The sequence below is a fragment of the Geothrix oryzisoli genome, assembly GCF_022808865.1.
Taxonomy (GTDB): Bacteria; Acidobacteriota; Holophagae; order Holophagales; family Holophagaceae; genus Geothrix; species Geothrix oryzisoli.
On record NZ_JAKZLB010000004.1, the window covers coordinates 429,378 to 456,271 of the forward strand.

The 26,894-nt window shown below is 69.7% G+C and carries 19 protein-coding genes; 8 read left to right on the top strand and 11 right to left on the bottom strand.

The window, feature by feature from the left end; genetic code table 11:
- Window positions 1–10 precede the first annotated feature (10 nt).
- Window positions 11–2,839 carry a hypothetical protein gene (locus tag MLE43_RS13160; RefSeq protein ID WP_243304771.1) on the bottom strand — a complete coding sequence of 943 codons (2,829 nt, stop codon included), beginning with the start codon at window positions 2,837–2,839 and terminating at the stop codon, window positions 11–13.
- Window positions 2,840–3,336: 497 nt separating this feature from the next.
- On the opposite strand from MLE43_RS13160, the gene MLE43_RS13165 reads away from it, so the two are divergent.
- From MLE43_RS13165 to trhA, 5 genes are all read left to right on the top strand, one after another.
- Window positions 3,337–5,094, top strand: a complete 1,758-nt coding sequence (locus MLE43_RS13165) for a 30S ribosomal protein S1 (protein WP_243304772.1) — start codon at window positions 3,337–3,339, stop codon at window positions 5,092–5,094.
- Window positions 5,095–5,185: 91 nt separating this feature from the next.
- A complete protein-coding gene (locus tag MLE43_RS13170) occupies window positions 5,186–6,307 on the top strand; it encodes an exonuclease SbcCD subunit D (protein WP_243304774.1) in 1,122 nt (373 codons plus the stop codon).
- Window positions 6,304–9,096, top strand: coding sequence for an AAA family ATPase (locus tag MLE43_RS13175; protein ID WP_243304776.1), 2,793 nt, complete (start codon window positions 6,304–6,306; stop codon window positions 9,094–9,096). Before MLE43_RS13170 ends, MLE43_RS13175 begins: the two co-directional genes overlap by 4 nt.
- Window positions 9,097–9,146: 50 nt before the next feature.
- Window positions 9,147–11,501: a prolyl oligopeptidase family serine peptidase gene (locus MLE43_RS13180; protein WP_243304778.1), complete on the top strand. Its 2,355-nt coding sequence runs from the start codon at window positions 9,147–9,149 to the stop codon at window positions 11,499–11,501.
- An 88-nt stretch (window positions 11,502–11,589) separates the two neighbouring features.
- Window positions 11,590–12,342, top strand: coding sequence for a PAQR family membrane homeostasis protein TrhA (gene trhA / locus MLE43_RS13185; RefSeq protein WP_243304780.1), 753 nt, complete (start codon window positions 11,590–11,592; stop codon window positions 12,340–12,342).
- Here the strand turns inward: trhA and MLE43_RS13190 are convergent.
- Genes MLE43_RS13190 through tsaA form a run of 3 tightly spaced genes read right to left on the bottom strand, consistent with a single transcriptional unit; the run spans window position 12,339 to window position 14,255 of the window.
- Window positions 12,339–13,103, bottom strand: a complete 765-nt coding sequence (locus tag MLE43_RS13190; protein ID WP_243304782.1) for a class I SAM-dependent methyltransferase — start codon at window positions 13,101–13,103, stop codon at window positions 12,339–12,341. The genes trhA and MLE43_RS13190 overlap by 4 nt on opposite strands.
- Window positions 13,104–13,107: 4 nt before the next feature.
- Window positions 13,108–13,668 carry a hypothetical protein gene (locus tag MLE43_RS13195; RefSeq protein WP_243304784.1) on the bottom strand — a complete coding sequence of 187 codons (561 nt, stop codon included), beginning with the start codon at window positions 13,666–13,668 and terminating at the stop codon, window positions 13,108–13,110.
- 56 nt (window positions 13,669–13,724) lie between these two features.
- Entirely contained in the window at window positions 13,725–14,255 is a 531-nt protein-coding gene (tsaA, locus tag MLE43_RS13200; protein WP_243304786.1) for a tRNA (N6-threonylcarbamoyladenosine(37)-N6)-methyltransferase TrmO, read from the bottom strand.
- A 60-nt stretch (window positions 14,256–14,315) separates the two neighbouring features.
- Here tsaA and rsmH point away from each other — a divergent pair, with 60 nt between their 5' ends.
- Complete coding sequence (gene rsmH / locus MLE43_RS13205; RefSeq protein ID WP_243304788.1) at window positions 14,316–15,341, top strand: 16S rRNA (cytosine(1402)-N(4))-methyltransferase RsmH; 1,026 nt, start codon at window positions 14,316–14,318, stop codon at window positions 15,339–15,341.
- A gap of 1 nt (window position 15,342) precedes the next feature.
- On the opposite strand, the gene MLE43_RS13210 is transcribed toward rsmH, so the two are convergent.
- Complete coding sequence (locus MLE43_RS13210; RefSeq protein ID WP_243304790.1) at window positions 15,343–16,872, bottom strand: M28 family peptidase; 1,530 nt, start codon at window positions 16,870–16,872, stop codon at window positions 15,343–15,345.
- Window positions 16,873–17,008: 136 nt separating this feature from the next.
- Between MLE43_RS13210 and MLE43_RS13215 the strand changes: the two genes are divergently transcribed.
- The gene (locus MLE43_RS13215; protein ID WP_243304791.1) at window positions 17,009–20,284 is read left to right on the top strand and encodes a S41 family peptidase; all 3,276 of its coding nucleotides are present in this window, start codon (window positions 17,009–17,011) and stop codon (window positions 20,282–20,284) included.
- Window position 20,285: 1 nt separating this feature from the next.
- Window positions 20,286–21,353, top strand: coding sequence for an alpha/beta fold hydrolase (locus tag MLE43_RS13220; RefSeq protein WP_243304793.1), 1,068 nt, complete (start codon window positions 20,286–20,288; stop codon window positions 21,351–21,353).
- Window positions 21,354–21,356: 3 nt separating this feature from the next.
- Here MLE43_RS13220 and MLE43_RS13225 read toward each other — a convergent pair whose 3' ends face one another.
- The 6 genes from MLE43_RS13225 to MLE43_RS13250 form a co-directional block, all read right to left on the bottom strand.
- On the bottom strand, window positions 21,357–21,710 hold the full coding sequence (locus tag MLE43_RS13225) for a cytochrome c3 family protein (RefSeq protein ID WP_243304796.1): 354 nt from the start codon (window positions 21,708–21,710) through the stop codon (window positions 21,357–21,359).
- Between the two features lie 29 nt (window positions 21,711–21,739).
- Entirely contained in the window at window positions 21,740–23,425 is a 1,686-nt protein-coding gene (locus MLE43_RS13230; protein ID WP_243304798.1) for an FAD-dependent oxidoreductase, read from the bottom strand.
- Window positions 23,426–23,472: 47 nt separating this feature from the next.
- On the bottom strand, window positions 23,473–23,640 hold the full coding sequence (locus MLE43_RS13235) for a twin-arginine translocase TatA/TatE family subunit (protein WP_243294860.1): 168 nt from the start codon (window positions 23,638–23,640) through the stop codon (window positions 23,473–23,475).
- A gap of 94 nt (window positions 23,641–23,734) precedes the next feature.
- On the bottom strand, window positions 23,735–24,988 hold the full coding sequence (locus tag MLE43_RS13240; RefSeq protein WP_243304800.1) for a porin: 1,254 nt from the start codon (window positions 24,986–24,988) through the stop codon (window positions 23,735–23,737).
- Window positions 24,989–25,153: 165 nt separating this feature from the next.
- The gene (locus tag MLE43_RS13245) at window positions 25,154–25,981 is read right to left on the bottom strand and encodes a helix-turn-helix domain-containing protein (protein ID WP_243304802.1); all 828 of its coding nucleotides are present in this window, start codon (window positions 25,979–25,981) and stop codon (window positions 25,154–25,156) included.
- Between the two features lie 78 nt (window positions 25,982–26,059).
- On the bottom strand, window positions 26,060–26,824 hold the full coding sequence (locus MLE43_RS13250) for a dienelactone hydrolase family protein (protein WP_243304804.1): 765 nt from the start codon (window positions 26,822–26,824) through the stop codon (window positions 26,060–26,062).
- Window positions 26,825–26,894: the final 70 nt, after the last annotated feature.

The following is a 26,894-nucleotide window of genomic DNA, read 5'->3' on the forward strand; positions in this document are numbered from 1 at the left end:
GGCCCTCCCCCTAGACTTGAGCCAACCCGGCGCCGGCATGGGTGATCCGCATGGCGGAGGCCTTCTCGACCAGCGAGATCTCCAACTGGAACAGGTCCCCGCGAAGCCACGGCTGAGGTGCATTCCATGAGAACTCCAGGAGGCACTTCCCGACGTACTTCGCCTCCACCTCGGCCCGGGTCTCGCCGGCGACCTGGAGCGACCAGACCCCCGCAGGCAGGGGATGCATCAGCGAAATCAGCAGGCTGTTCAGCGAGGATGCGGGCAGCAAGCCGGTGATGCAATTCTGCTGGCGCGCGTTCCCATCGACGTCATCCTCATCCGCCAGCCGGGCCGTAGCCTTGGCCTGGTTCAAAAAGCCTTCCGAGGCCTTCAGGAACACCTCAGCCTGGCGCATCCGCACCTCCTCCTCGCGCATGCGCTCCGAGTAGGGTTCGGTCGCCGGCTGAGCCCCGACCGCGGTGTCGAGGTACAGCCCGCCAGCGGGCACGAGCAGGGTCTGTGGTTCCATGGGGTCATCGCTGAGAACTGTCGCAGCCCGCAGATCGTCGGTCAGCTGGGCGAGGTCGGCGCGAGCCTCCGGGGGAACCTGGGTCCGGCCTTCCTCGGGTTGTCCGGAAACCGCCGCTGCCCCGAACATGACAAGGTCGCCAGGGACCGCACCTTCATGGCGCGCGGGCAGCCTCAGCTTCATCACGGACATCGTGCCTTCCGGCCGAGGCACGGAGAATCCCATGCGATGAGCCGCCATGCCCTCCGGAGCCATCACTGTGCTTGCAGCCAGAACAGCCATGGACGACTCAGGAGCGACGTACTCACGGTCGAGGACCGTTCTCACGCTCGCCACGAGCTTCCTGGCGTAGTCCTCTTTCGGAAGGGTGGAACCGAGACCCGACACCCGGAGCGCGTCGACGGCCTGAGGGAACTCCTCGAGGCTGTAGCTCCTCGCCTCATGGACGCCGCTCCCCGCGATCGACTCGACCCCCGTGATGACCTCGAACCGGAGCGAGTCGAGGAAGAGGCCGCCTTCGAAACGGTTGTACAGACGGTAGAACAGGAGATTCAGGGCACGGCCCTGGTTGATGTTGTGGAGTGTGGCGACGGTCTCGTCCGTGTTGGACACGGTCGCACGGGAAGTGGTGGACGTGCTCACTTCCTCGCGCTTCTGCTGGGTGAGCGCCTGGGACGCCTTTTTGGCGGTCTTGCTGATGGCCTGGCTGAAATCCTTGAGGGAACTGCTGGTGCCGGCGCTCGCGCTCGCCTCTGCGGTGATGCCCATGTAGCCTCCGGATACAGAGGCGCTGCACTGCATATTGCTCGACTTCTCCTGCTCCCGCCGGACCTGGTTTTCCATCTCCGTCGCGAGATCGTTGCTCTCCGCGCGGTTGACGTCGAAGATCGAGGTCGATGTGTGGCTGACTGTGGTTTCCTGGTCGTATTTCTTGGTGATCTTCACCTGGCGCTCCTCGCCGGGTGCCAGGTTGATGGCGCTGACCAGTTCGCCGAGGTGCGTGCCGGTCCATGCAGTCCGGTAGGAAAGCGACTCGGCCAGCGCGAGGCGCGGCGGGCTGCTGGGCACGATCCCGGGCAGGGGCCGGAGGAAGACGCTGTACTTCGTGAGCACGCGGTTCCCAGTCAGGGACTCCTCGAAAACCGGCAGCAGGATGACACAGCGGCAGCGGAAACTTTCGTCCTCGAGACAGAGATCCATCACCTGGCGCAGCGTCCGGCCGTCGGTGCTCACGAACCCGGCAGAGGACTTCTCGAAGACGATCACGGTCTTCCCCTCGGTGATCCAGGCAGACTTCCGCTCTGCGACCACGTTCCTGACGAGGTCGACCACCTGGTAGCTTGGGACCGTCTCTTCCTTGAAGATCGAGGAGGTGGTCCGCCGGCTCCACCAGTGGGGCTTCACCGAGATGTACTCGGTCCAGCTCACCGTCTGTTTGACGGTCGTGTACAGCTTCCCTTTCTCGAGGGTGATGAGGACCGTCTTCTTGTCGGGCCCGATGACCTGCCTCGGATTCGGCTCCAGGAAGAGCAGGTACCCCAGCCGCGCCGCATCCGCGGCGAGGCGGTCGATCTGCCGTTGCACATCGTACTCGCCCATCTCGAGCTGAAGGGCACGCTGTTCCAGGTCCTCGATTTCATCGCGATTCAGGCTCGCAGAGGCGAGGCGGGTGAGGAGCGCTTTCGTCGCATCCCCCACGCTGCTCTTCACGGTCTGGGCGAATGTCAACAGGATGGACAGTTCCTGGTACCGCCTCGCCAGGAGCGCCGGTCGAAGGTCGATCTCCTGGAATTCCATGAAGAGCGATCCGGCTTCGGCGGCGGTCGGGAATGCGAGTTCGACGCCCTCGACCTTCCCCCACGCGGCTTCGTATTTCTCGAAGGTCGAGAAGTCGTCCAGGGTCAACGCATGGTCCGGGCGGTCGAGGAGCAGATACCAGCGGGTCCCGGACCCGAACCGGATCGCAAATCCTGTGGTGACCGTCCTCGACTTGTTGGCCTGCTGGAAGTCCGTGCAGAAGAGAGGGAACTGGGCGGAGAGGGGCTTGATGTGGTCATTGAGCGGCTTCCAGAGATCCCTGACGCTGGCCACGCCCCAGGAGGCCTCGAAATGCGCCCGGATCGCCTCGACCGGCGCCTGCGGTCCGAACTCGCCCCATGGGATCTCCACCTCGCGCTTGCGCTCGAACGTGAGCACCGGCGGCGTGTTCACGGCGTCGCTCGGAGGCTTGAGCAGGAGGGACCGCTGCAGGCTCACGTGGTTATCGAGCATGATGGAGAGACCATCCTGGGCGGGTGGTTCGATGTCGGTCGCGTAATGACGGGTCATGGCTGGACCTCCGGAACGGGCGTTGCGTGAGATGGAACGGCACAGGTTCCAAAAACGGGCATGGCAATGCGGGAGGAACCATCGGTGCCTCGGCCCTTCTACGGAGCGTGGGGTAGCCTGACCAGCATGCACGTTCGCAGAGGCGCAAGACGAACGGTGGACGGCTTCAAAGGAGGTCTGGGCAGAATATGCACCTGACACAAACCGGAGGCACTGTATGTCTCGATCAGGGGCGCGTCAACCCCTTTGAACAGCTTCTTGGGCATGAACTGGCGGAAAGCGGTGTACCGGGCGATGGCCTACCTGCGGAAGACCGCTCCGTATCCAAGGCATAGCAATGGCCGTTCCCCGCAGGTCTAGGGCGCCCGGGGCGCCCGCCCCCTTTTTCCTGGCCTGCCGGGGCATTCCTGGATACTCTGGGCGTTCTGCCGGACTTCGTGTGCCGGGATTCCAGCGCACCACCAGAGCGTGGGCGCAACCAAACGAGGTGGACTTACATGTCCAAGTTAGAATCAATCATCAAGGGCCTGGGCTCCAAGCAGATGGGCCGCATCACCGTGCTCGACGCGGGTTACGTCGAAGACGACAGTGCGGAAGGCCAGGAGTTCATGGCCGCCCTGCAGGGCGAGACCCGCGGCCTCCGCGAAGAAGAGGTCGTGCGTGGCGTCGTCGTGGAGATCCGCGGCAAGGACGTCATCATCGACATCGGCTACAAGGGGTCGGGCACCGTCAATCTGGATGAGTTCAACAATCCGGATGGCACCCAGGGCGTCCAGGTGGGCGACGTGGTCGAAGTGCTGCTCGAAATGCTCGAGGACGCCAACGGCAACGTGCGCCTCAGCCGTGAGCGCGCCGAGAAGATGAAGATCTGGGACGAGGTCGAGAAGGCCTTCCGTTCCAACATGACCGTGCACGGCACCGTGCTCGAGAAGGTCAAGGGCGGCCTGGCCGTGGACATCGGCATCCGCGCCTTCCTGCCCGGCAGCCAGGTGGACATGAAGCCCGTCCGCAACCTGGATCCCTACCTCGGCAAGTCCTTCGACATGAAGGTCATCAAGGTCAACCGCCGCCGGGGCAACATCGTGCTGTCCCGCAAGCTGTTCCTCGAGACCATCAACGCGAGCCTGAAGGAAGAGACCCTTGCGGGCCTCGAGGAAGGCAAGCTGGTCGAGGGCACCATCAAGAACATCACCGAGTACGGCGCCTTCGTCGACCTCGGCGGTGTGGACGGCCTGCTGCACATCACCGACATGTCCTGGGGCCGGCTCAACCACCCCAGCGAGATGTTCCAGGTGGGCGACAAGGTCGAAGTGGCCGTGCTCAAGTACGACAAGGACACCGAGCGCGTCAGCCTCGGCTACAAGCAGAAGTTCCCGGATCCCTGGCTCTCCGTCGAGGAGCGCTATCCCATCCAGGCCACCGTCAAGGGCAAGGTCGTCTCCATCACCGACTACGGCGCATTTGTCGAGCTCGAGCCTGGCATCGAGGGCCTGGTCCACGTCTCCGAGATGAGCTGGACCAAGAAGGTCAAGTCCGCCAAGGGCATGGTCAACCTGGGCGACCAGGTCGAGGCCCTGATCCTGCAGGTGGACAGTGAGAACCGCCGCATCAGCCTCGGCATGAAGCAGATCACCCCCAACCCCTGGATGGCCATTGCCGAGAAGTACCAGCCCGGCATGATCGTCACGGGCACCGTGCGCAACATCACGGAGTTCGGCGCCTTCGTCGAGCTGGAGGAGGGCATCGACGGCCTCATCCACGTGTCCGACTTCAGCTGGACCAAGAAGATCAAGCACCCCGGCGAGATCGTGAAGAAGGGCGACAGCGTCACCGCCAAGGTCCTCAACCTGGACCCCCTGGCCCAGCGCATGAGCCTCGGCGTGAAGCAGATGGAGCCCAACGTCTGGGAGATCTTCTTCGAGAACCACAATGTGGGCGCCGTGCTCACCGGCAAGATCGCCCGCCTGACCGACTTCGGCGCCTTCGTCGACCTCGGCGACGGCATCGAGGGTCTGGTGCACGTCTCCGAGCTGAGCCGCAAGCGGGTGGAGGACATCCAGAAGGAGTTCGCCGCCGGCCAGGAGCTCACCATGAAGATCGTGAAGCTCGATCCCACCGAGCGCCGCATCGGCCTCTCCGTCAAGCAGCTGGAGCAGGACATGGAGCGCGGCGACATGGAAGCCGCCAAGGCCCGCCAGCCCGAGTTCAAAAAGGCGACGCTGGCCGACGCCTTCAACAAGGCCGAGCGCGAGTAGCGTTCCTTCCACTCACTACGACGAGGCCCCCGCAAGGGGGCTTTGTCGTGGGGGGTGCGATACTCGGAACCACGCCTTCCTCCGGACCTCCATGCGCTTCCTTCACACCTCCGACTGGCACCTCGGCAAGACCCTCTGCAACGCGAACCTCCTGGAGGACCAGGCCCACGCCCTGGACCAGGTGGCGGCCATGGTGCGGGAGACCCGCGCCGAGGCCCTGGTGGTGGCCGGGGATCTCTACGACCGCGCCGTGCCCCCCAAGGAGGCCGTGGCCCTGCTGGACGACGCCCTCGACCGCCTCGTGCGGGGTCTCGGCGTGCCCGTGCTGATCATCGCGGGGAACCACGACAGCCCCGAGCGTCTGGGCTTCGCCTCCGGCTTCCTCAGCGCCCAGGGCCTCCATGTGGCGGGCACCCTGGAGGCAGCGGCGCCCGTCCTCATCGGCTCCGCCGCCTTCCACCTCCTGCCCTACGCGGACCCGGCCACGGCCCGCCATGCCCTCCAGGACGAGGGCATCCGCACCCACCACGATGCCCTGGCGGCCCAGCTGGCCCGGGCCCGCGCCGCCCACCCGGACGGCCGCCGCTTCGTCGCCGTGGCCCACGCCTTCGTGGCCGGGGGCGAGGCCTCCGATTCAGAGCTGGGCCTGGCCGTGGGCGGTACGGGCGAGGTGGATGCGGCCCTCTTCCGGGACTGCGACTACGCCGCCCTCGGCCACCTCCACCGGCCCCAGGTGGCCGGCTCCCCCCACGTGCGCTACGCCGGGAGCCTGCTCAAGTACAGCGCCTCCGAGGCGGCTCACACCAAGGCCCTGACCCTGGTGGAGCTGCCGGAGCGCGGCCCCGCCCACACGGAAGCCCTGCCCCTCACGCCCCGCCGCGACCTGCGGCGCCTGCGCGGGCGCTTCGACGACCTGATGCGCGGGCCCCAGGGGAATCCCGACGACTACCTGTTCCTGGACCTGCTGGACGAGGGCCCGGTGCTGGATGCCATGGCCCGCCTGCGCCAGATCTACCCCAACATCCTCGGGATCCAGCCCGCTCCGCCCATGGCGGCCCCCCAGGAGGTCGCGCGCGCTGCGGACCGCGACCTGGATCCCGCGGCCCTCTTCGAGGCCTTCTTCCAGGACACTGCGGGCCGCCCCATGGACGACGATGAGCGCGGCCTCTTCCAGGACGCGGCCGGACAGCTGCTCGCCGGGGAGGCCGAATGAAGCCCCTGCGGCTCAGCCTGGAGGCCTTCGGTCCCTACGCGGGACGGCAGGAGCTCGACTTCGCGGACCTGGGGAACCAGTCCTTCTTCCTCATCCACGGCCCCACGGGCGCCGGCAAGACCAGCCTCCTGGACGGCATCAGCTACGCCCTCTACGGGCAGACCAGCGGCGGCCAGCGGGAGACCCGCGACCTGCGCAGCCACTTCGCCACCCCGGACACCCCCACCCGCGTGACCTTCGACTTCGCCCTGGGCGGAAAGACCTACCGCGTGGAGCGCACGCCGGAGCAGCAGGTGCCGAAGCAGCGCGGCGGCGGCACGAAGAAGCAGCTCTACGCCGCCCACCTGTGGGAGCTGCGGGGCGGCGCTGAGGTGCCCCTGGCCACGGAGAAGCCCACGGTGGTGGATGCGGCGGTGGCGGATCTGCTGGGCTTCAAGGCCAGCCAGTTCCGGCAGGTGGTCCTGCTGCCCCAGGGACGCTTCCAGGAGTTCATGCTGGCGGGCTCCGCCGAGCGCCAGGCCATCCTCCAGACCCTCTTCCAGACCGGCCGCTACGCCGCCCTCGCCGAGGCCCTGGCGGAACGCGAGAAGTCCTTGCGGGAGGCCCTGCTCACGACCCAGGCCGCGGCCCGGGAGCTCCTGGCCCAGGCCGGAGTGGCCACCGCCCAGGACCTGCCGGAACGCCTCCAGGCCGCAGCCCAGCAGGTGGAGGCGCGGACCCGGGAGCAGGCCGGGGCCCGTCGCGCCTTCGACCGGGCGGAGGCCGCCCTGCGCGAAGGGAAACGCCTGGGGGAGGCCCAGGCCGCGGTGGCGCGTCTTGAACAGGAAGAGGCCCGGCTGGCAGCGACCGCCGACGGGTGGGCCCAGGCCTTCGCGAAGGCCGAGGCCGCCCTGGCCGAGGCTCAGCAGGACGAACCCCGCCGCGACGACCTTCGCCGGACCATCGACCGGTTGAAGGAACTCGAGCCCAAACTGGCGGCTCTGGAACAAGCCCGGAAGGCCGTGGCGGCAGCGGCCCTGGAGCGGAACCAGCTCGAGGAGCTGGCCGGGCGCCAGACCCGGCACCGCGAGGCCGCCGGCCTGGAGGCCACGCGCCAGAAGGCCCTCCTGCAGGAGCTGCGGACCGAGGCCTCCCAGCTGCAGGGCCGGGAGGGCCTGCTCCGCCTGGCCCGTCAGAAGCGGACGCAACGCGAGCAGCTCGATCAGGCGAGCCAGCTGGCCGAGCACGCCACGACCGTCCATGCCTCGGCCCAGACCGGGTTGAACGCCGCCGAACAGTCGGTCCGGGTGGCCCGCACCCAGCTCCGGGACCTCCAGGAACGGCACCTCGCCGCCCAGGCAGCCCATCTGGCGCAGAACCTGACCCCCGGCGAACCCTGTCCCGTCTGCGGCAGCGAGGCCCATCCCCGGCCCGCGGCGCCTTCCTCGGACCAGCCGGACGAGCTGGCCCTCCAACGGGCCCAGGCCCGGCAGGACGAAGCCGAGGCGGCCCTGGGCCAGGCCCAGAAGATCGCCGCCGCGCGCTTCGCCGATCTGGAGACGGCCCGTGCCCGCCGCGAGGATCTCGCCCACCACCTGGGGGAGGATGCGCACGCGGATCCCGCTGCCCTGGCAGCGGAGGAGGCGCGAACCCTGGAGGCCCTGGAACGCAGCCGCCGGGCCGAGGGCAATCTGATCCAGGCCGAGCGGACCCTGGCCGGGGCAGAAGCGGCCCAGCAGCAGGCGGAGGCCCAGTTCGCCACCACCGCCCAGCGCCAATCGGAGGTGGCGCTCCTGGAGGCCGGCGCCCAGGCGACGGTGAAGGTCCACGAGGAGGCTCTGGCGGAGGATCTCCGCGGTCCCGGGGCGCTCGCGGCCCGGCGGCGGCAGGCCGAGGAGGAGCTGGCCCGGTCCGAGGACGGCCTGAAGGCGGCTCGCGAGGCCCGGAGTGCGGCCCAGACGGCGGCCATCGAGGCCGATGCGGCCCTCAGATCGCACCGGGAGCGCCTGGAGGCTGGCCGGACGGAAGCCCGGAAGACCGCGGCCGATTTCCTGGCGGTTCTGGCGGCGACCGGCGTGGACATCCCGGCAGGGGAACCGCCCCTGGCGCACCTGCCTTCCCTCCAGATCGCCCGGGACCGCGCCCAGGCCCGCTTCTCCCAGGCCGGCGAGGCCCTGGGCCGCGCCCAATCCGAGCAGGCCACCCTCCAGCGCCTGGAAGCGTCCCTGGCCGAGCTGGAGGCCCGGCAGGGCGCGGAGACGCGCCGCCACCGCGCGGCCGCCAGCCTGGCCCGGGTGGCGCGGGGCGAGGACGGCACCCGCGTTTCCTTTGAGCGCTATGTGCAGGGCGCCCTCCTGGACGAGGTGCTGGTCTCGGCCACGGAGCGGCTCCGGCGCATGAGCAAGCAGCGCTACGCCCTGCGGCGGGCCACGGCCGGCGGCGACCTGCGCCGGGCCGGCGGGCTCGAGCTGGAGATCACGGACGCGCACACGGGCCATCCCCGGGCGGTGAGTTCGCTCTCGGGCGGCGAAGGGTTCCAGGCCAGCCTGGCCCTGGCGCTCGGCCTCTCGGACGTGGTGCAGCGCCACGCCGGCGGCATCCGCCTGGACACCGTCTTCATCGACGAGGGCTTCGGCAGCCTCGACTCCGAGGCCCTGGACCTGGCCCTCCGCACCCTGGAGGAACTGAACCAGGGCGGCCGCCTGGTGGGCCTCATCAGCCACCTGGACGAGGTGAAGGCCCGCATCCCCGCCCGGCTGGAGGTGACGCCCGGCCCCGGCGGCAGCCACGCCCGGTTCCGGGTCGACTGACGATTTGCCTCGCATGGCGTGGTATGCTCCCGGAACCTCCCGGAGTGCCCATGCTGCGTCCCCTTGCGCCCTTCCTGTGCCTGGCCCTCGCCGCCCAGCCCACGCCCTACCAGAAGGCACCCAAGGCCATCCAGGCCGTGCTGGACGCGCCGGGGACGCCCGCCCTGATCGCCAGCCCCACGGGCGACCGCTTTCTGCTGGCCGAGTTCGAGCGCCATCCTTCGATCCGGGCTCTGGCCCAGCCCATGGCGCGGCTGGCGGGCCTGCGGCTGAACCCCCGCACCCGCGGCCCCCACAACCCGCCCCGGCTGAAGACCCTGGCCCTCCAGGGCCTGGAGGGCGGCCCGGCCCGGCCCATCCTCCTGCCCGCCGGCGTGGCCCTGGGCCAGCCCCGCTGGTCCCCGGACGGCCGGCGCTTCGTGATGGCCGGAGCCGGGGTCCGGGCCACCGAGCTGTGGGTTGGCGAGGCCGCCACCGGGAAGGTCCACCGCGTGCCGGGCCTGAGCCTCAATGCCGTGCTGGGCCAGCCCCTCGACTGGCTGCCGGACGGCAGCCTGCTCGCCAAGGCCGTGCCGGCGAACCAGGGTCCTGCGCCCACGGCGCCGGAGGTGCCCACCGGCCCCCGCATCCAGGAGACCGAGGGCAAGGCCGCCCCCGCGCCCACCTACCAGGATCTGCTCCAGAACGCCTTCGACGAGACCCTGTTCGAGTTCCTGGGCCAGTCCCAGCTGGTGCGCGTGGACCTCGCCACCGGGGCGCTGAAGCCCATCGGCAAGCCCGGCCTCTACGCGGACATCCAGCCCTCGCCCGATGGGAAGCTGATCCTGGTGGCCCGCCTCCGGCGGCCCTTCTCCTACCTGGTGCCGGCCTTCCAGTTCCCCGTCCGCGAGGAGGTCTGGGATCACGCCGGCAGGCTCGTCCACACCGCCGCGGACCTGCCCCTGGCCGAGGGCATCCCCATGGAGGGCGTGCGCACGGGACCCCGCTCTCTGCACTGGCGGCCCACGGAACCCGCGACCCTCGCCTGGGTCGAGGCCCTGGACGGCGGCGATCCCAGGCAGAAGGCCGAGTTCCGCGACCGCGTGCTGACCCAGGCGGCGCCCTTCAAGGCCGCGCCCGCCGAGCTGATCCGCCTCAAGGCACGCCTCGCGGGCCTCGAGTGGGGCGAGCGCGGCGACCTGGCCGTGGTACGGGAATACGAACGGGACCGCCGCTGGACCCGCACTTGGCTCGTGGATCCCACGAAGCCCGCGGGGGCCCGCCTGGCCTTCGATCTGAGCAGCAACGACCGCTACAAGCACCCCGGCTCCTTCCTCGCCCGCACCCTGCCCAGCGGCCAGACGGCCCTGCGGCAGCAGGGGGCCTCACTCTTCCTCGCGGGCGCCGGCGCCACACCCTCTGGTGACCGGCCCTTCCTGGACCGCTTCGATCCCGGTTCGCTGCGGTCGGAGCGCCTCTTCCGCTGCGGCGAGGGCGTCTATGAGGCTCCCCTGACCCTGCTGCCGGATGGCCGCTTCATCACGCGGCGCGAGAGCCCCACGGAGGCGCCGAACTACTTCCTGCACGGGGCCGAAACCAAGGCCCTGACGTCCTTCACGGACCCCCTGCCCGAGCTCCGGAAGATCCTGAAGAAGCTCGTGAAGTACACGCGGCCCGATGGCGTGGCCCTCAGCTTCACGCTGTACCTGCCCCCCGACTACAAGGCGGGCGAGCGCCGTCCGGCCGTGGTCTGGGCCTACCCCCTGGAGTTCACGGACGCCGGCACCGCGGGCCAGGTGAGCGGCTCCACGAACCGGTTCACCACCATCGGCGGCATGTCCCACCTGTTCTTCCTCTTGTCGGGTTACGTGGTGCTGGACAGCGCCACCATGCCCGTGGTGGGCGATCCCAAGACCGTGAACGACACCTACCTGGAGCAGGTGGTCGCCAGCGCCAAGGCCGCCATCGACAAGGCCGACGAGCTGGGCGTCATCGATCCCAGGCGCGTGGGCGTAGGCGGCCACAGCTACGGCGCCTTCATGACCGCCAACCTGCTGGCCCATTCCACCCTCTTCAAGGCCGGCATCGCCCGCAGCGGCGCCTACAATCGCACCCTGACGCCCTTCGGCTTCCAGAGCGAGCGGCGCACGCTGTGGGAGGCGCCGGAGATGTACCTGAAGGTGTCGCCCTTCCTGTCCGCCAACCACTTCAATGCGCCCATCCTGCTCATCCACGGCGAGGCCGACAACAACCAGGGCACCTTCCCCATCCAGAGCGAGCGCCTCTACGCCGCCCTCAAGGGCAACGGCCAGACCGCCCGCTATGTCACCCTGCCCCTGGAGAGCCACGGCTATGTGGCCCGCGAGTCGGTCGAGCACACCCTGTGGGAGATGCTCCACTGGTTCGACAAGCACCTGAAGAATTGACCCGAGGTAGCCTCCGATCGCCTGGAAACGCCCGCCGCAGGCCCATCTCCGGGGCGGCGGGAACTCCGGAGTCTGTCATCCTTGAGGCATGTCCCTCCGCGCCGTGATTCCTGGCTCGACTCCACAGTCCCCCCGCGAGGAGCTGGCCAACAGCCTGACGCACGGACTGGGCGTGGCCCTGGCCATCGCGGGACTGGTGGTGATGGTGGTTTCCGCGGCGCTCCACGGCACGGCCCGGGATGTGGTGGGCTGCGCCATCTTCGGCTCCAGCCTGATCCTGCTCTACCTCATGTCCACGCTCTACCACGCCTTCCGCGGGCCCCGGGTGAAGCTGGTCTTCAAGATCTTCGATCACTCCGCGATCTTCATGCTCATCGCCGGCACCTATACGCCCTTCTGCCTGTCCGCCCTGCGCGGGGCCGTGGGCTGGACGCTGTTCGGCCTGGTCTGGGGCCTGGCCGTGCTCGGCATCGTCTTCAAGGCTGTGTTCTACGCCAAGCTCGCCAAGCAGGCCTTCCGCCCCCCCGCCGTAGACCACCTCCACGCCCTGCCCTCGGACACGGACATGGACCCGGCCTTCGCCAAGCGCATGGGCTACCTCTCCACGGGCATCTACCTCCTGATGGGCTGGCTCATCGTCTTCGCGGCGAAGCCCCTGGGCCATGCGCTCTCCACCCACGGCCTCTACTGGCTCTTCGCCGGGGGCGGGTTCTACAGTGTCGGCGCGGCCATCTACAGCCTGAAGAAGCTGCCCTACCACCACGCGCTGTGGCACCTCTTCGTGGTGGCCGCCAGCGCCTGCCACGTGTTCGCCGTGCTCTTCCACGTGATCCCGGGCTAGGATCGCCGCGCCACCACGACCAGGTCCGGCGAGGTGGGGCTCCAGGGCTCGCCGGTCATGGTGCCGAGCGTCTCCCGCACCTCGAAGCCCGCGGCTGCGAGCAGTCTCTCGATGTCGGCGCGCCGCCAGCCCCGCAGCTGGACCTCCTCGGCGGAGACCAGCTCCAGGGGCGGCTCGGCCCCGGGGCACCAGCGCAGGGTGGCGGGCGTGAAGGTCACGCGCCCGTCGGCGTGGGGCGTCATCAGGCGCAGGAAGACGGTCTCCGCACCGTCCTCCCCGGGCCGCACCATCACGGGGAAGGTGCGCTCCCCGCGGTCCAGGATGCGGTCGTAGTTCAGGAGCTGGAGGAGGAAGATCCCGCCGGGCGACAAGCGCGACGCCAGCCCCTCGAAGCAGCAGCGCAGGTCCGCCTCCTCCGCCAGGTGAGGCAGGGTGTTGCCCACGCAGAGGGCGCCGCCGAAGCCGGGCTCCACCAGCTCCGCCAGGTCCGTGAGGCTGCCCTGCAGGTAGCGGCCCTCCGGATCGGCCGCGCGGGCCGCCGCCACCTGGGCGGGGGAGGCGTCCACCCCGGTGGCCTCGAAGCCGAGGGCGGCGAGGAAGCGGGCATGCTCGCCGGTGCCGCTGCCGAGGTCCAGCACGCGGCGCGAGGGGCCGCCCTCCAGCACCCGCCGGAGCAGCGGCTCCTCGCGCTTCAGGCGCTCCGGCCAGGCGATGAGGCTCCGGTACGGGAGGCGCCCGTAGCGGTCGCGGCCGGGTTCCATGGACCTACCGCGGCCAGAGCCAGCCGAAGACTCCGGCGCTCAGGAGGCCGTAGATGAGACCGTCGAGCAGGTCCTTGAGCACGCTGCCCCAAGGCTTGCCCATCCAGATGCCCATCTGCACGCTGCCGCCGACATAGGTCAGGAAGGACACGGTGCCCACGATCCGGAACACTTTCAGGTAGTGCGCGCCGGCGCCCAGGGTGTGCCCGGCCACGTAGGCGGCCATGAAGGCCACGACCGCGGCATAGAGGAACCAGAGGCCCAGGGCCTTGCCCATGTTCGGCGCCCCGTTGGGGCCCAGCACCAGGAAGCCCACTGGGCCCTCCTTGTACTTCTGCTGAACCTCGGGCGTCCCCATGTCCTTCATGTCATTGCAGCGGGGCATCACATACTGGCCGGGCGCGGGGGAGCCCTTGCGGATGGCCGCGCGGACCTCGTCCTCGTTGGACAGGGCACCGTAGTCCGAGTTGTGCCACTTCAGGACCATGTGGATGAGGCTGCTGGCCACGAAGACGATCACGGCCGACAGGAGGATGGGCAGCCAGAGCTGGGAAAGCGGGACCATGGGGCGGCTCCTTGGGGGTTGGGTGCCAGTAGGGTGGAATGTCGCCCCTCAGGGCGTCAAGGGGAAGACCTGCGGGGCCGCTTCGGCCCGGGTGCGGAGCGCGGCCCCATGGCACGGTCCACCCCGTCGATCCAGCCGGCGCGAGCCTCCGGGAAGGCGTCGGCGTAGGGCACGTAGGGCTTCAGGTCCAGCACCGGGGTGCCGTCCAGGAGGTCCACGCCCCGCAGGCGCAGGGTACGGCCCTTCACGGCCACCAGCTCCACGCAGGAGAGGCCGATGGCGTTGGGCCGGTGGGGCGAGCGCGTGGCCAACACGCCGCGCTTGGCCTTGGGCCCCCGGGGCGGCTGCACCAGCGGCGCCCAGCCCTCGCTGAGGTGGAAGGCGAAGAGGAGCCAGACGCGCTCGAAGCCCTCCAGGTCGCGCAGCACCGTCTCCGGCAGCGAAGGGTCCAGCTCCAGGGAGGCCTCGGCGGGCGTCCCCGTCTCCGTGCCCTCGACCACCGTGGGCTGGTGCGGGGCGTCGATGCGCTTCGCGTAGGGCGAGCGCACGACGCCGATGGGGTGGTAGGTGAAGGCGGGAGCATCCATGCAGGAAGGGTAGCGCCCCCGCCGCCCTGAGCTGCAACCCCGGCCGGGTACCATGGCGGAATGACCGACCAGCCCTCCCGGCCCCCGCGCCGCCCCCGCTACCAGGGGACCCACCCCCGGCGCTTCGACGAGAAATACAAGGAACTGGCGCCGGAGCGCTACGCGGAGGAGCAGGCCAAGGTGGCGGCCCGGGGCCACACGCCCGCCGGGACGCACCGCTCGATCATGGTGGACGAGATCCTCGAGGTGCTGGCGCCCCGGCCCGGAGAAGCGGCCCTGGATGCCACGCTGGGCTACGGCGGCCACGCCCGGGAGCTCCTGACGCGGCTGCGGCCGGGCGGGCGCCTCGTGGGACTGGATGTGGATCCCCTCGAGCTGCCCCGCACGGAAGCGCGGCTGCGCGCCCTGGGGTTCGACGAGACCGCGCTGATCGTCCGCCGCACCAACTTCGCCGGCCTCGCCAAAGTCGCCGCAGAGCTGGGCCCCTTCGACCTGGTGCTGGCGGACCTCGGCGTGTCCTCCATGCAGATCGACAACCCGGCCCGGGGCTTCACCTGGAAGGCGGAGGGCCCCCTGGACCTGCGCCTCAACCCCCAGAAGGGCCGCTCCGCCGCGGACCTGCTGACCGCCCTCGACGCACCCGCCTTGGCGGAACTGCTGGCGGAGAACGCCGACGAACCCCAGGCCGACGCCATCGCCCGCGCGGTGGCGGGCCAGGCCCTTCGCACCACGCGGCAGCTGGCGGAGTGCGTGCGCGCGGCCCTGCCGGACCTGGAGGAGGACGAACTCAAGAAGGCCCTCCAGCGCACCTTCCAGGCCCTGCGCATCGCCGTGAACGACGAGTTCGGCGTGCTGGACCGCTTCCTGGCCCAGCTGCCCGGCGCCCTGAAGCCCGGCGGCCGCGTGGCGATCCTCACCTTCCACTCCGGCGAGGACCGCCGCGTGAAGAAGGCCTTCCAGCAGGGCCTCCGCGACGGAACCTACACGGCCATCGCCCCCGAACCCCGCCGTGCCTCGTCGGAGGAGCGCCGCGCCAATCCGCGCTCCACCAGCGCCAAGCTGCGCTGGGCCGTGCGGGCGTCCTGAGTCAGCGGGCCGAAGCCGCCAGCCGTCCCAGTTCCAGGGCGAAGCGCGCCTGCTGCATCAGGCCCTCCAGGTTCCAGGCGGGGTCGTAGCGGTCCGAGGGCCGGTGGTAGTGGTTCAGGAAGGCCGCGGCCTTCGCCTGGGCCGCGGCCTTGTCACCCAGGTAGTCCCAGCCGCCATCCAGCGAGAAACCGGGCGACAGCGCGGGCACGCCGGCCTTCATGAAGGGGAAGTGGTCCGAGCGGAAGCAGAGGCCCGCGGGGTCCGGCTTCGGCGGCGTGATCACCAGGCCCGTGGCGGCCGCCGCCTGGGCGCAGAGGAGGCGGGTCACCGGGTCCCCGGATCCCAGCAGGCCGATGTCGCGCGTGGGCCCCACCACGTTGAGGCTCTCGAGGTTGATGACGAGCCGGGTCTTCGCCAGCGGAACCAGGGGGGCGGCCACATAGGCGGAGGACCCCAGCAGGCCCTGCTCCTCTCCGCAGGGGAAGAGGAACAGGGCGCTGCGCGGGAACGGCCGGGCCGTCACCGCCTGGGCCAGGGCCAGCACCGCGGCGCAGCCGGTGGCATTGTCCACCGCGCCCGCGTAGATGGCCCCATCGGCCCCCTGGCCGAAGTGGTCCCAGTGGGCCGAGTAGATCACGCACTCGCCGCGGAGGGCGGGATCGGTGCCCGGCACGAGGCCGGCGACATTCCACTGGTTCAGGGAGCGGACCGCCGAACGCAGCATCCCCTTGGCCCGGAGCGGCAAGGGGACGGGCCGGAAATCCCGGCCGCCGGCCGCCACGGCCAGCCGTCGGAACTCCTGGCCTGCCGCGGCGAAGAGCCGGACCGCGAAGGCCTCGGTGATCCAGCCCTGCACGGCGCCGACCTGACCCGAGCCCGCCTGCTGGAAGCGCTCCCCGGTCCAGCTGTTGCGCACCACGGTCCAGCCGTAGCCGGCGGAAGCGTCCGTATGCACCAGCAGGGCGCCGGCGGCCCCCCGGCGGCGGGCCTCCTCGAACTTGTAGGTCCAGCGGCCCTGGTAGTTCTCGGGCTGGCAGCCGAGCGGCAGAGGTGCGCCCTCCTGCCGGTCCCCCACGAGCATCACGAGGATCTTCCCCCGCACATCCAGGCCCTTGTAGTCGTCGCGCCCCCCGGCGGCGATGCCGTGGCCCACGAAGACCAGGGGGGCGTCCACGGCCAGGGCCGTCTCGGCCCCGGCGGCGCCCAGGACGAGGTCCGTCCCCAACGCGGGCACCGGCGCCTCCCGGGGCCCCTCGAAGGCCAGGGTGCTGGCGGCCGGATCCAGGCGGACGCCCGCGAGCCGGACCGTCTGGCGGTAGCTCGATCCGTTCGCCGGCTGGAGCCCCAGCACCTGGAGTTGGGTCTCCAGGTAGCGCACGGCCAGCTCGCCGCCGCGCTGGCCGGTGCCCCGGCCCTCCAGCACGTCATCCGCCAGGAAGGCCAGGTGGGCGCGCAGGGCGCCCTCCTCCACCGGAGAGTGCTGAGCCGACAGGCCCGAGCAGGCGAGGATGAGGCAGAGGATGGTTCGCATGGCGGACTCCGGGACCACCTTACTTCACCGGGCGCGGGAAGGGTCAGGTTGTCCAAAGCAAGTGAACATCGGCCCTCAACCTTCCCGGCAGCTCGTGCGTAAGATGCCTGGACCCCTCAGGAACCCGGAGAGCCGTATGCGCCTGTTGCCCTTCTTCGCCACCGCCCTCGTCGTGGCGGCTTCTGTCAGCGCCTCGGCGCAGATCGACGCCCGCCTGATGCGCTATCCCGACGTGTCGGCGACGCAGATCGTCTTCACCTACGCCAACGACCTCTGGATCGTCCCCAAGGCTGGCGGCACGGCCCAGCGGCTGTCCACGCCCAAGGGCGAGGAGTCCTTCGCCCGCTTCTCGCCCGATGGCCGGGAGGTGGCCTTCAGCGGCAACTACGACGGGAACCTGGATGTCTACACCCTGCCCGTGGGCGGCGGCATCCCCACCCGGATCACCCACCATCCCATGCCCGATCGCATGGTGGACTGGACCCCGGATGGCAAGTCCATCCTGTTCGCCTCGGGCATGGAGTCGGGCAAGGACCGCTTCAACAAGCTCTTCACGGTGGCCAGGGAGGGTGGCCTGCCCCAGGCGCTGCCCCTGCCCTACGCGGAGTTCGGCGCCCTGTCGCCCGATGGGAAGATCCTGGCCTACCAGCCCATCAGCACGGACTTCCGCACCTGGAAGCGCTACCGCGGCGGCATGGCCTCGGAGATCTGGTTCTACGACCTGGAGAAGAAGACCGCCAGCCGCCTGCCCAGCGAGGGCGGCTCCAACGACTCCCAGCCCATGTGGCACGGCGGGAAGCTCTACTTCCTCTCGGACCGCGATGGCGCGAAGCGGGCGAACGTCTGGTCCTACGACCTCGCCACGAAGGTCTTCAAGCAGATCACCTTCTTCAAGGACTACGACGCCCACTTCCCCGCCATCGGGCCCTCCGACATCGTGCTGGAGGCCGGCGGCCGGCTCCACCGCATCGAGCTGCCCTCCGAGAAGCTGGTGGAGGTGAAGGTCGAGGTGGTGACCGACCAGGCCACCCTGAGGCCGCGGGAGGAGAACGCCAGCAAGCTGCTGAAGAACCCCACCCTCTCGCCCCAGGGCAAGCGCGTGCTCTTCGAGGCCCGCGGCGAGGTCTTCTCCGTGCCTGCGGAGAAGGGCTACGTCGTCGACCTCACCCGCACGCCCGGCGCGGCGGAGCGCTATCCCGCCCTCTCGCCGGACGGCGCGCAGGTGGCCTACTTCAGCGACCGCACGGGCGAGTACGAGCTGTATGTGCGGCCTGCCGACGGCTCCGGCCAGGAGCGCCAGGTCACGCACCTGGGCCCCGGCTTCCGCTACCGCATCGCCTGGTCGCCGGACGGGAAGCAGGCGGTCTTCGCCGACCAGGCCATGCGCATCAACCTCTGCGACCTGGCCACCGGCAAGGTGCAGGTGGTGGACCGGGGCCTCTTCATGTCCGAAGGACCCCTGGAGGAGTTCCGCGCCAGCTGGTCGCCCGACAGCCGCTGGTTCGCCTATCCCCATGACGCCGCCAACCGCAACACCGTGGTGGCGCTCTACGACACGAAGAGCGGCCAGCGGCACGAAGTGACCTCGCCGTTCTACAACGCCAGCGATCCTGTCTTCGATCCCGAGGGCAAGTACCTCTTCCTCTCCACAGGCCAGCAGTTCAGCCCAACTTACAGCGACCTGGACGGCACCTGGGCCTACGCCGCCACCACCCGCCTCGCCGCCCTGCCCCTCCGCAAGGATGTGGCCTCGCCCATGGCCCCCCGCAACGACGCGGACGCTGCCAAGGATGAGAAGAAGGACGAGAAGAAGGAAGGCGGCAACGGCGCCGACAAGAAGGACGAGGCCAAGAAGGAGGCTCCCAAGCCCGTGGAGATCGACCTCGAGGGCCTGGAGGCCCGCATGGTGCTGCTGCCTCCCACGGCCGGCTACTACTCGGACCTGGCCGCCACCAAGGGCAAGCTGGTCTACCGCCGCGCCGCCCAGCTCAACCCCATGGCCGAGACCACCACGGCCACGCTCTACACCTACGACCTGGAAGAACGCGAGGAGAAGGCCGTGCTGGCGGAGGTCGACGGCGCCCTCCTCACCGCCGACGGCAAGAAGGTGCTGGTCAACCGGAAGCTGGACTACGTCCTGCTGGACCTCAAGCCCGACCAGAAGTTCGAGAAGAAGCTCCCCACCACCGAGCTGATGATGACGGTCGACCCTCGGGCCGAGTGGCAGCAGATCTTCAACGATGCCTGGCGTCTGGAGCGGGACATGTTCTACGACCCCGGCATGCACGGGGTGGACTGGAAGGCCGAGAAGGCCCGCTACGGCAAGCTGCTCAAGGACTGCGTGACCCGCGAGGACGTGAACTTCGTCATCGGCGAGCTGATCGCCGAGCTGAACGCCTCCCACGCCTACCGCGGCGGTGGCGACCAGGAGGTGCCGGCGCGCCTCGGCGTGGGCCTGCTGGGTGCCGACTTCGCGCTGGAGCACGGCGCCTTCCGCATCAAGACCATCCTCCGCGGCGCCGACTGGGACGCCCAGACTCGCGCGCCGCTGGCCCAGCCGGGCCTGAAGGTGAAGGAGGGCGACTACCTCCTCGCCGTGAACCGCACTCCCCTCGATCCCCGCACGGATCCCTGGGCGGCCTTCCAGGGGCTGGCGGGCAAGACCGTGCTCCTCACCGTCAACGACAAGCCCTCCCTGGACGGGGCCCGGGACCTCCTGGTGGAGACCGTGGCCAACGACTACCCGCTGCGCTACTGGGCCTGGATCGAGGCCCACCGCAAGTATGTGGAGAAGGCCTCGAACGGCCGCATCGGCTACGTCTACGTGCCCGACACCGGCATCGGCGGGCAGAACGACCTGGTGCGCCAGTTCCGCGGCCAGTGGGACAAGGCCGGCCTGATCATCGACGAGCGCTTCAACAGCGGCGGCCAGATCCCCGACCGCTTCATCGAGATGCTGGGCCGCAAGACCCTGAACTACTGGGGCGTGCGCGACGGCAAGGACTGGCAGTGGCCCCAGATCGCCCACAACGGGCCCATGGCCATGCTCATCAATGGCTGGAGCGGCTCCGGCGGCGATCTCTTCCCCCACTACTTCCGCCAGGCCGGCCTCGGCCCCCTCATCGGCCGCCGCACCTGGGGCGGGCTCATCGGCATCAGCGGGGCCCCCGCCCTCATCGATGGCGGCAGCGTGACCGTGCCCACCTTCGGGATCTACTCCAAGGAGGGCCGGTGGATCGTCGAGGGCCACGGCGTGGACCCCGACATCGAAGTGATGGACGATCCCGCGCTGCTGGCCCAGGGCAAGGATCCCCAGCTGGACCGCGCCATCCAGGAGGTGGAGGCGGCGATCGGGAAGAACCCGCCGGTGGCCACACCCAAGCCGGCCTACCCCAACCGCTCGGGGAACTGACGTGCGCTGCCTGCGCGGCCCCCTCCTCCTCCTGGCGGCAGTCTGCGCCGGCCTGCTGCCGGCACAGACGCCCACCGAAGGCGAAGCTGTCCTCCGGGACTTCCGGTTCCGGTCCGGGGAGGCGATGGCCGAGCTGCGCATCCACTACCGCACCTATGGCACCCCCCGGCGCGATGCGTCGGGGGTGGTGCGGAACGCCGTGCTCATCACCCACGGCACCACGGGCAGCGGGGCCCAGTTCACCGGCCCCGCCTTCGCAGGCCAGCTCTTCGGGCCGGGCCAGCCCCTGGATGCCACCACCCACTTCATCGTGCTGCCCGACGGCATCGGCCACGGGAAGTCCAGCAAGCCCAGCGACGGCCTCCACGCCCGGTTCCCCCGCTACGGCTACCTCGACATGGTGGAGGCCCAGCGCCGCCTGCTGGCGGAGGCCCTGGGCGTGACCCACCTGCGCCTGGTCATGGGCACCTCCATGGGCGGCATGCACACCTGGCTGTGGGGGGAGCTGCACCCGGACATGATGGACGCCCTCATGCCCCTGGCCAGCCTGCCCACGCAGATCGCCGGGCGAAACCGCGTCTGGCGGCGCATGGCCATCGACGCCATCCGCCTGGATCCGCAGTGGCAGGGCGGAGACTACAAGGCCCAGCCCGGCAGCCTGCGCCTGGCGGCCCAGATGCTCTACTTCATGAGCAGCAACCCGGTGCTGCGCCAGCAGGAATCACCGACCCTGGCCCAGGCCGACGCGAAGCTGGACGCCTTCGTGGACCGGTATGTGAAGACCGCCGACGCCAACGACATGCTCTACGCCCTGGAGGCCTCGAAGGACTACGATCCCGGCCCGGGTCTCGAGCGCATTCAGGCCCCCCTGCTGGCCGTGAACTCCGCGGACGACCTCATCAACCCGCCGGAGCTGGGCCTCCTCGAGCGCGAGATCCGGCGCGTGCCAAAGGGCCGCGCGGTGGTGCTGCCGCTCTCCCCGGAGACCCGGGGGCACGGCAGCCACACCGTCGCGGCCCTGTGGAAGGACCTGCTGGTGGACCTGCTCAAGCGGTCGGAACACCCCTAGGACTCAGGGCACCTTGAAGGTGAACCGCGTGTGGCAGGGCAGGCAGAGGTTCTCGCTGGCCTTGTGCTCGTGATGGCAGCGGGTGCAGTCCGTCTGGGTGCCGTAGTGCCGGTTCTGGTGGGGGTTCGTGGGCTTCGCCTGAGTTGTGCGGGCGGCCAGGTCCGCCGGGTCGTGGCAGCCCTGGCACTGGCGGAAGGGTACGGCGGCGGGCTTGCCGCTCTTGCCGTGGCACTGGACGCAGGTGACGCCGCGCGCCGCGTGCTTCGAGGTCCGCGCCGCGGGAGCGGCGCCCAGGGAGGCCGCCAGCAGGCCGGCGAGGCCGAATCCCAGGATCCGGGAGGGGATGTGGATGGTCATGTCGTCTCCGTTCGGGCGTCGTCCAGGGGTCAAAGGCGCGCGACGTGGCGGCCCGTCAGGTAGCCGAAGGTGTAGCAGCGCCCCAGGGAGAGGCCGAACACCGTGAGCGGGTAGTCCACGCCGCCGTAAAAGCCGCCGCCGAGGTTGCCGACGAGGAAGAGGCCCTTGATGGGCTTGCCGTCCGCGTTCAGGGCCTGGTGGTGCTCGTCCACCAGCATGCCGGAGCAGATGGCGGACACGCGCACGCGGCGATGGATGCCGTAGAAGGGGGCCTTCAGGATGGGCGCGAGGAAGCTCGCGGGCTTGCCGAAGTCGCTGTCCTTGCCGGAGGCCACCACCTCGTTGTACCGCCTCACCGTGGCCACCAAGGTGGCGGGATCCACCTCGAGCTTGCGGGCCAGCTCCTCCAGGGTGCCGGCCTTGTGGGTGTTGACCTGGGACTCGAACACCCCCTTCTTGGGGCCGGGCTCGTCGGGCATGTAGTTCTTCAGCCCATCGGGCGGCACCAGCTTGCCCGGCCAGGTGGCCGCCTGGGTCATGTAGTCGGCGTCGAAGACCTGCGAATAGTGCCCGGCGTTCTCCGCGTCCTTCAGGTAGTTGTTCAGCAAGGACATCTCCACCGTCTCGTTGACGAAGCGGCGGCCCTTGCGGTCCACGGCCAGGAAGGGCATGTCGCACATGGAGGCCGGCCCCGCGTCGAAGTCGTGGAGCATCTTGGTGTGCCCGATGGGCTCGAAGACGCCGCCCGCCCAGTAGGCCAGCGCGAAGCCGTCCCCGGTCCTGTCCATCTGCTTGCGCTCCAGGTGCTTCACGTCGGGGATGAAGTAGTCCGACATGGCCCTGTTGTTCTGGTAGTCGCCGGTGGCGAGGATGACGCCCTTCTTCGCCAGGAACTTGCGGTACTTGCCGTCGTGGCCCCGGGCGATGACGCCCTGCACCTCGCCCGAGCGGCCCTGCACCAGCTGCACGGCGGGCATCTGGAAGAAGAACTTCACGCCCGCCTTCTCGGCCGTCTTGGCCAGGGCCCGCATGCCGTCGCCGGTGGTGTAGGGCTTCGGGCCGAAGAAGGAGGTGACGTAGCCCATGCTGTAGCCGTTCACCTTGAGAATGGCGCGCTGGGCCGGGCTGCCCTGGTCCACCACCGTCGCGCCGCCCTGCTTCGCGCGGTCGATGACCCAGCGCACGGCCTCGCCGGAGTGGTAGGCCCACTGGCGGATCAGCTTGGGGTCGCAGCGGTGGTTGCTATCGGCGATGAGGCGCGCCACCAGGGCTTCCACGCCGGCCTTCTCGCTGGCGGCCAGGTCGATGCCGGAACCCGTGTTGCCCTGGGACAGGGCGAAGGGCGCCTTCTGCACCACGGCCACCTTGGCGCCGTGCTCCGCGGCGGACAGGGCCGCGGGCACGCCCGAGGCGCCGGCACCCACCACCACCACGTCGAAGGTCAGGGTTTCTGAGATCTCGCGGTCGCGGATGGGCTTCGGCTTGGGCAGGAAGGTCAGCGTGGCGCCGCCGTCCGTGCTGGTGGCGAAGCCCTCCGCCTTGGGTTCCTTGACGGCCGCGGCCAGGGCCGGGGAAGCCCCCATGCCGAAGAGCCCCACGGCGGCGGCGCCTCCCGCCGCCCGGCCCAGGAAGCTCCGGCGTGACAGGCCCTGCTCCAGCACCCGGCGCGTGTAGGCGTCCGGCCCCTGCCCTTCCTCTCTCGGTTCATCGCTCATGTGTCGTCTCCTTGTCACTCGGATGCGGGGATCGCCGCGCCCTCAGCTCACTCGGCGCGGTCCGTGGCCTCGGCGGTCAGCGCCCGCCCGGCCTTCTTGAATTCGTGGATGCTCTGGCCCAGCGACTTGCCCAGGCTGGGCAGGCGCGACGGCCCGAAGAAGATCAGCAGCGCGCCGCCGATCGTCAGGATCTCGGTCATGCCCAGGTTGCCCATGGCTTGCTCCTCGGATGGAAGCGGCCCCGCGGGAATGCCGGGCGGGAGGGGCCGGGCCGCTTCCAGGGGCCCATCCCGCCCGTTCCCCCCAGGGTCAGAAGGTGTAGAGGATGCCCAGGCCGAAGCCCGTGGTGGAGGCGCCCGGGGCCACGATGCCCACGGGCGGGAACAGCGCGTAGCTCGCGGACCGCTCGTTGGTCATGCCATAGACCGAGGCGTAGAGATCCGCGGACTTGGCGAGGCTGTAGCTGTAGCCCGCGCTCCACTGCGCGCCGCCCAACCCGTTGGTGGTGGCGGGGCCACCGCCCACCACGGTGACGCTGCCGGCGGCCGCCTTGCCGTAGGCGCCGAAGAGCTGGTGCTTCGCCCAGCGCTGCTGGACCAGGACATACCAGGCGTCGCGCTCGTAGTGGTTGACCTTCCCGTCAACGGTGTCGTCGGTGTCGTAGGCCAGGCGCTCCACGATGGCGGAGATCTTGGTACCCGTGGGGAAGGCGTAGCTGCCCACCAGCTCGTGGGCCACGTCCCTGGACGAGGCGTTCGTGGGCGTCGCGCCCAGGGAGCCGCCGAGCTGGGCCAGGCCGAAGTAGTCCTTGTGCTGTTCGTAGCCGTAGCTGAGGGTGAAGGCGCCGCGCTTGTAGGACAGGAGGGCGGAATACAGCTCGGGGCTGATGGAAGGCACGGTGGCGGAGGCGGTGGTCTTGCCCTCGTTCACCGAGTAGGCCACGCGGCCCGAGAAGCCGTTCACCTCGGGGCTCCAGTACTGGATGCTGTTGCCCTGCCGCCGGTTGAAGGCGGCGTCGGCCTTGCCGTTGACGCGGCCGTTCTGGGTGGTGGTACCGGGCACGTTGAAGCCGGGGTTCGCGGTGAGCGCGTTGTCGAAGGGGTTCAGGCCGCGCAGGGCGCCCACGAAGAGGATCGGGTACTTGTAGGGCGTGTCCCAGTTGCCGTAGAACACGCGGCCCCAGGGACCTTCCAGGCCCAGGCAGCTGTTGCGGCTGGTGAGGGAGTTGGGCGCGTCGCCGTCGGGACTCACGGCGCTCTCGATCTGCCAGATGATCTTCAGGTCGTCGCTGACCTTGAAGCTCCCGCGGAAGCCCAGGTTCGACGTGCCCGAGGTCATGCGGTTCCGGGCGGCCAGGTTGCCCGCGTCGCCGGTATAGGCGGAGGCGGCCACCTGCGTGGCCCCGCCCGTGGCGGGGGACAGGCCCGGCGCCGTGGCACCGCTGGTCCTGATGTGGTCCACGAAGGGCAGGAAAGTGCCGTAGATCTGCGTCTCGCTCGCCTGGGCGGCGAGGAGCGCGGGCCAGGCACAGACCAGGGCGGCGGTGAGGGTTCGGAGCTTCAAGACAGACCTCCTCTTTGTTGCCTAGTCGCAACATTTCAACGGTTGAATCCATATGTTGACCTCTAGGTTTTCAATTCCCGAGGCAAGGCAAGCTTAGACCTCCCGCGTCCGTCCGGCCTGGTACGGAACGGACAATTTCTGGTGAATCCCGTCCTGGACTCGCCTTCAGGTCGCGCTCTCCAGCTGCCGGGTGCGCCGGAAGGCCGAAGGCGTCTCGCCCGTGGCCTTGCGGAAGGCCTTGGTGAAGTTCGAGTGCTCTTCGCAGCCCAGCAGGGACGCGATCTGCTGCACGCTCATGTCGGTATGCAGGAGCAGTCGCTTGGCCTCCAGCATCACGCGCTCGATGATCAGGGTCTGCGGCGTCTTGCCCAGCACGGCCTTGCAGGCGGTGCCCAGGCGGCGAGGGGTGCAGCGGAGCTTCCGTGCGTAGAATTCCACCTCCTTCTCCTCCTGGAAGCTCTTGTCCAGCTGGTGGAGGAAGGCCTGGAAGAGCTTGAAGTCGGCACTGCTCTGGGCCTGGGCCCGGGCCGCCTGTTCCCGGATGCGGGCCTGGAAGAGGTGCAGGAAGGCCGCCAGCAAGTGCCGGATGGCCGGCCGCGTCTCCTCCCGCGCCACCTGGCCCAGGTCCCAGAGGAGCCGGGCCAGGGCCGACGCCTGGCGCACCAGCGCGTCATCGTGCAGGGGCAGGTTCGGCGCCGCCAGGAAATCCGAGAAGATCCAGGAGGCGTCGTCGTCCAAGAAGTCCTCGCCGAAGTCGAACATCCAGCCCTCCGCGGGCACGTCCGGCAGGAAGAGGTGTTTCTTCCCCTTGGCGATAAGCATGACCCAGGGCGCCTCCAAGCGAGTCTCGATGCCGTCCACCCAGTGGCTGCCCGTGCCCTTCGTCAGGAAGAACACCTGGTGGAAGGGATGGCTGTGCGGCACCGGCTGGCCCATGAGCCAGTTGAGGTTGCTCCGCTCGTCGAGGGGCCAGACCGTGAACAGCGACTTCATGGGACAACCCTGTGGCTCGAAAGGTCCCGAGGCGGACCATTGTTGACCACAGGGTTATCTTGAGCAAGGTCCCAGGAGCTACTTGCCGAAGATTTCCTTGAAGAAGTCCTTCATGTGCTGCCAGCTCCGGCGGTGGGCGGCCTCGTTGTAGGCGGCGCCCTTCGTGTTGTCGTTGCCCGCCTCCTTCTGCGTGAAGGCATGGACGGCGCCGGCATAGGCCACGAACACATAGTCGGCCTTCGAGGCCCGCATCTCGTCCTGGAAGGCGGCCACATCCTTGGCGGGCACGAAGGGATCATCCGCCCCGTGGCACACCAGCACCTTGGCCGCGATGGGGCCGGGCTTGAAGTCCGCGGGCACATCCAGGCCGCCATGGAAGGACACGACGCCCTTCACGGGAAGGCCGGCGCGAGCCGCTTCCAAGGCGCCCGTGCCGCCGAAGCAGAAGCCGATCACCGCCACGCGGGTCCCGTCCACGCCCTTCTGGGCCTTCAGCGCGGCGAGGGCCGCGGCGATGCGGCGCCGATAGAGGGCCCGGTCGCCCTTGTACTGGCCTGCCAGCTTGCCCGCCTCGGCGGTGTTCGCGGGGCGCACGCCCTCGCCATAGATGTCCGCGGCCAGGGCCACGAAACCCAGCTTCGCCAGGTCATCCGACACCTTGCGCTCGTGGTCCGTGAGGCCCATCCACTGGTGGATGACCACGACGCCGGGGACCTTGCCCTTCACCGCGGCGGGCTTGGCCAGGTAGCCCGCCAGCTTGGTGGGACCGTCCGAGTAGGTCATCGGCTGGCCGGCCAGCAGCGGGAGGGAGGCAAGGGAGAGGGCGAGGGCGGCGCGTCGCATGGGACCTCCAAAGCGGAACACCGATGCTATAGCTGTTCCGCGTCGTGTGCCAGGGGAACCAGGCGAACCG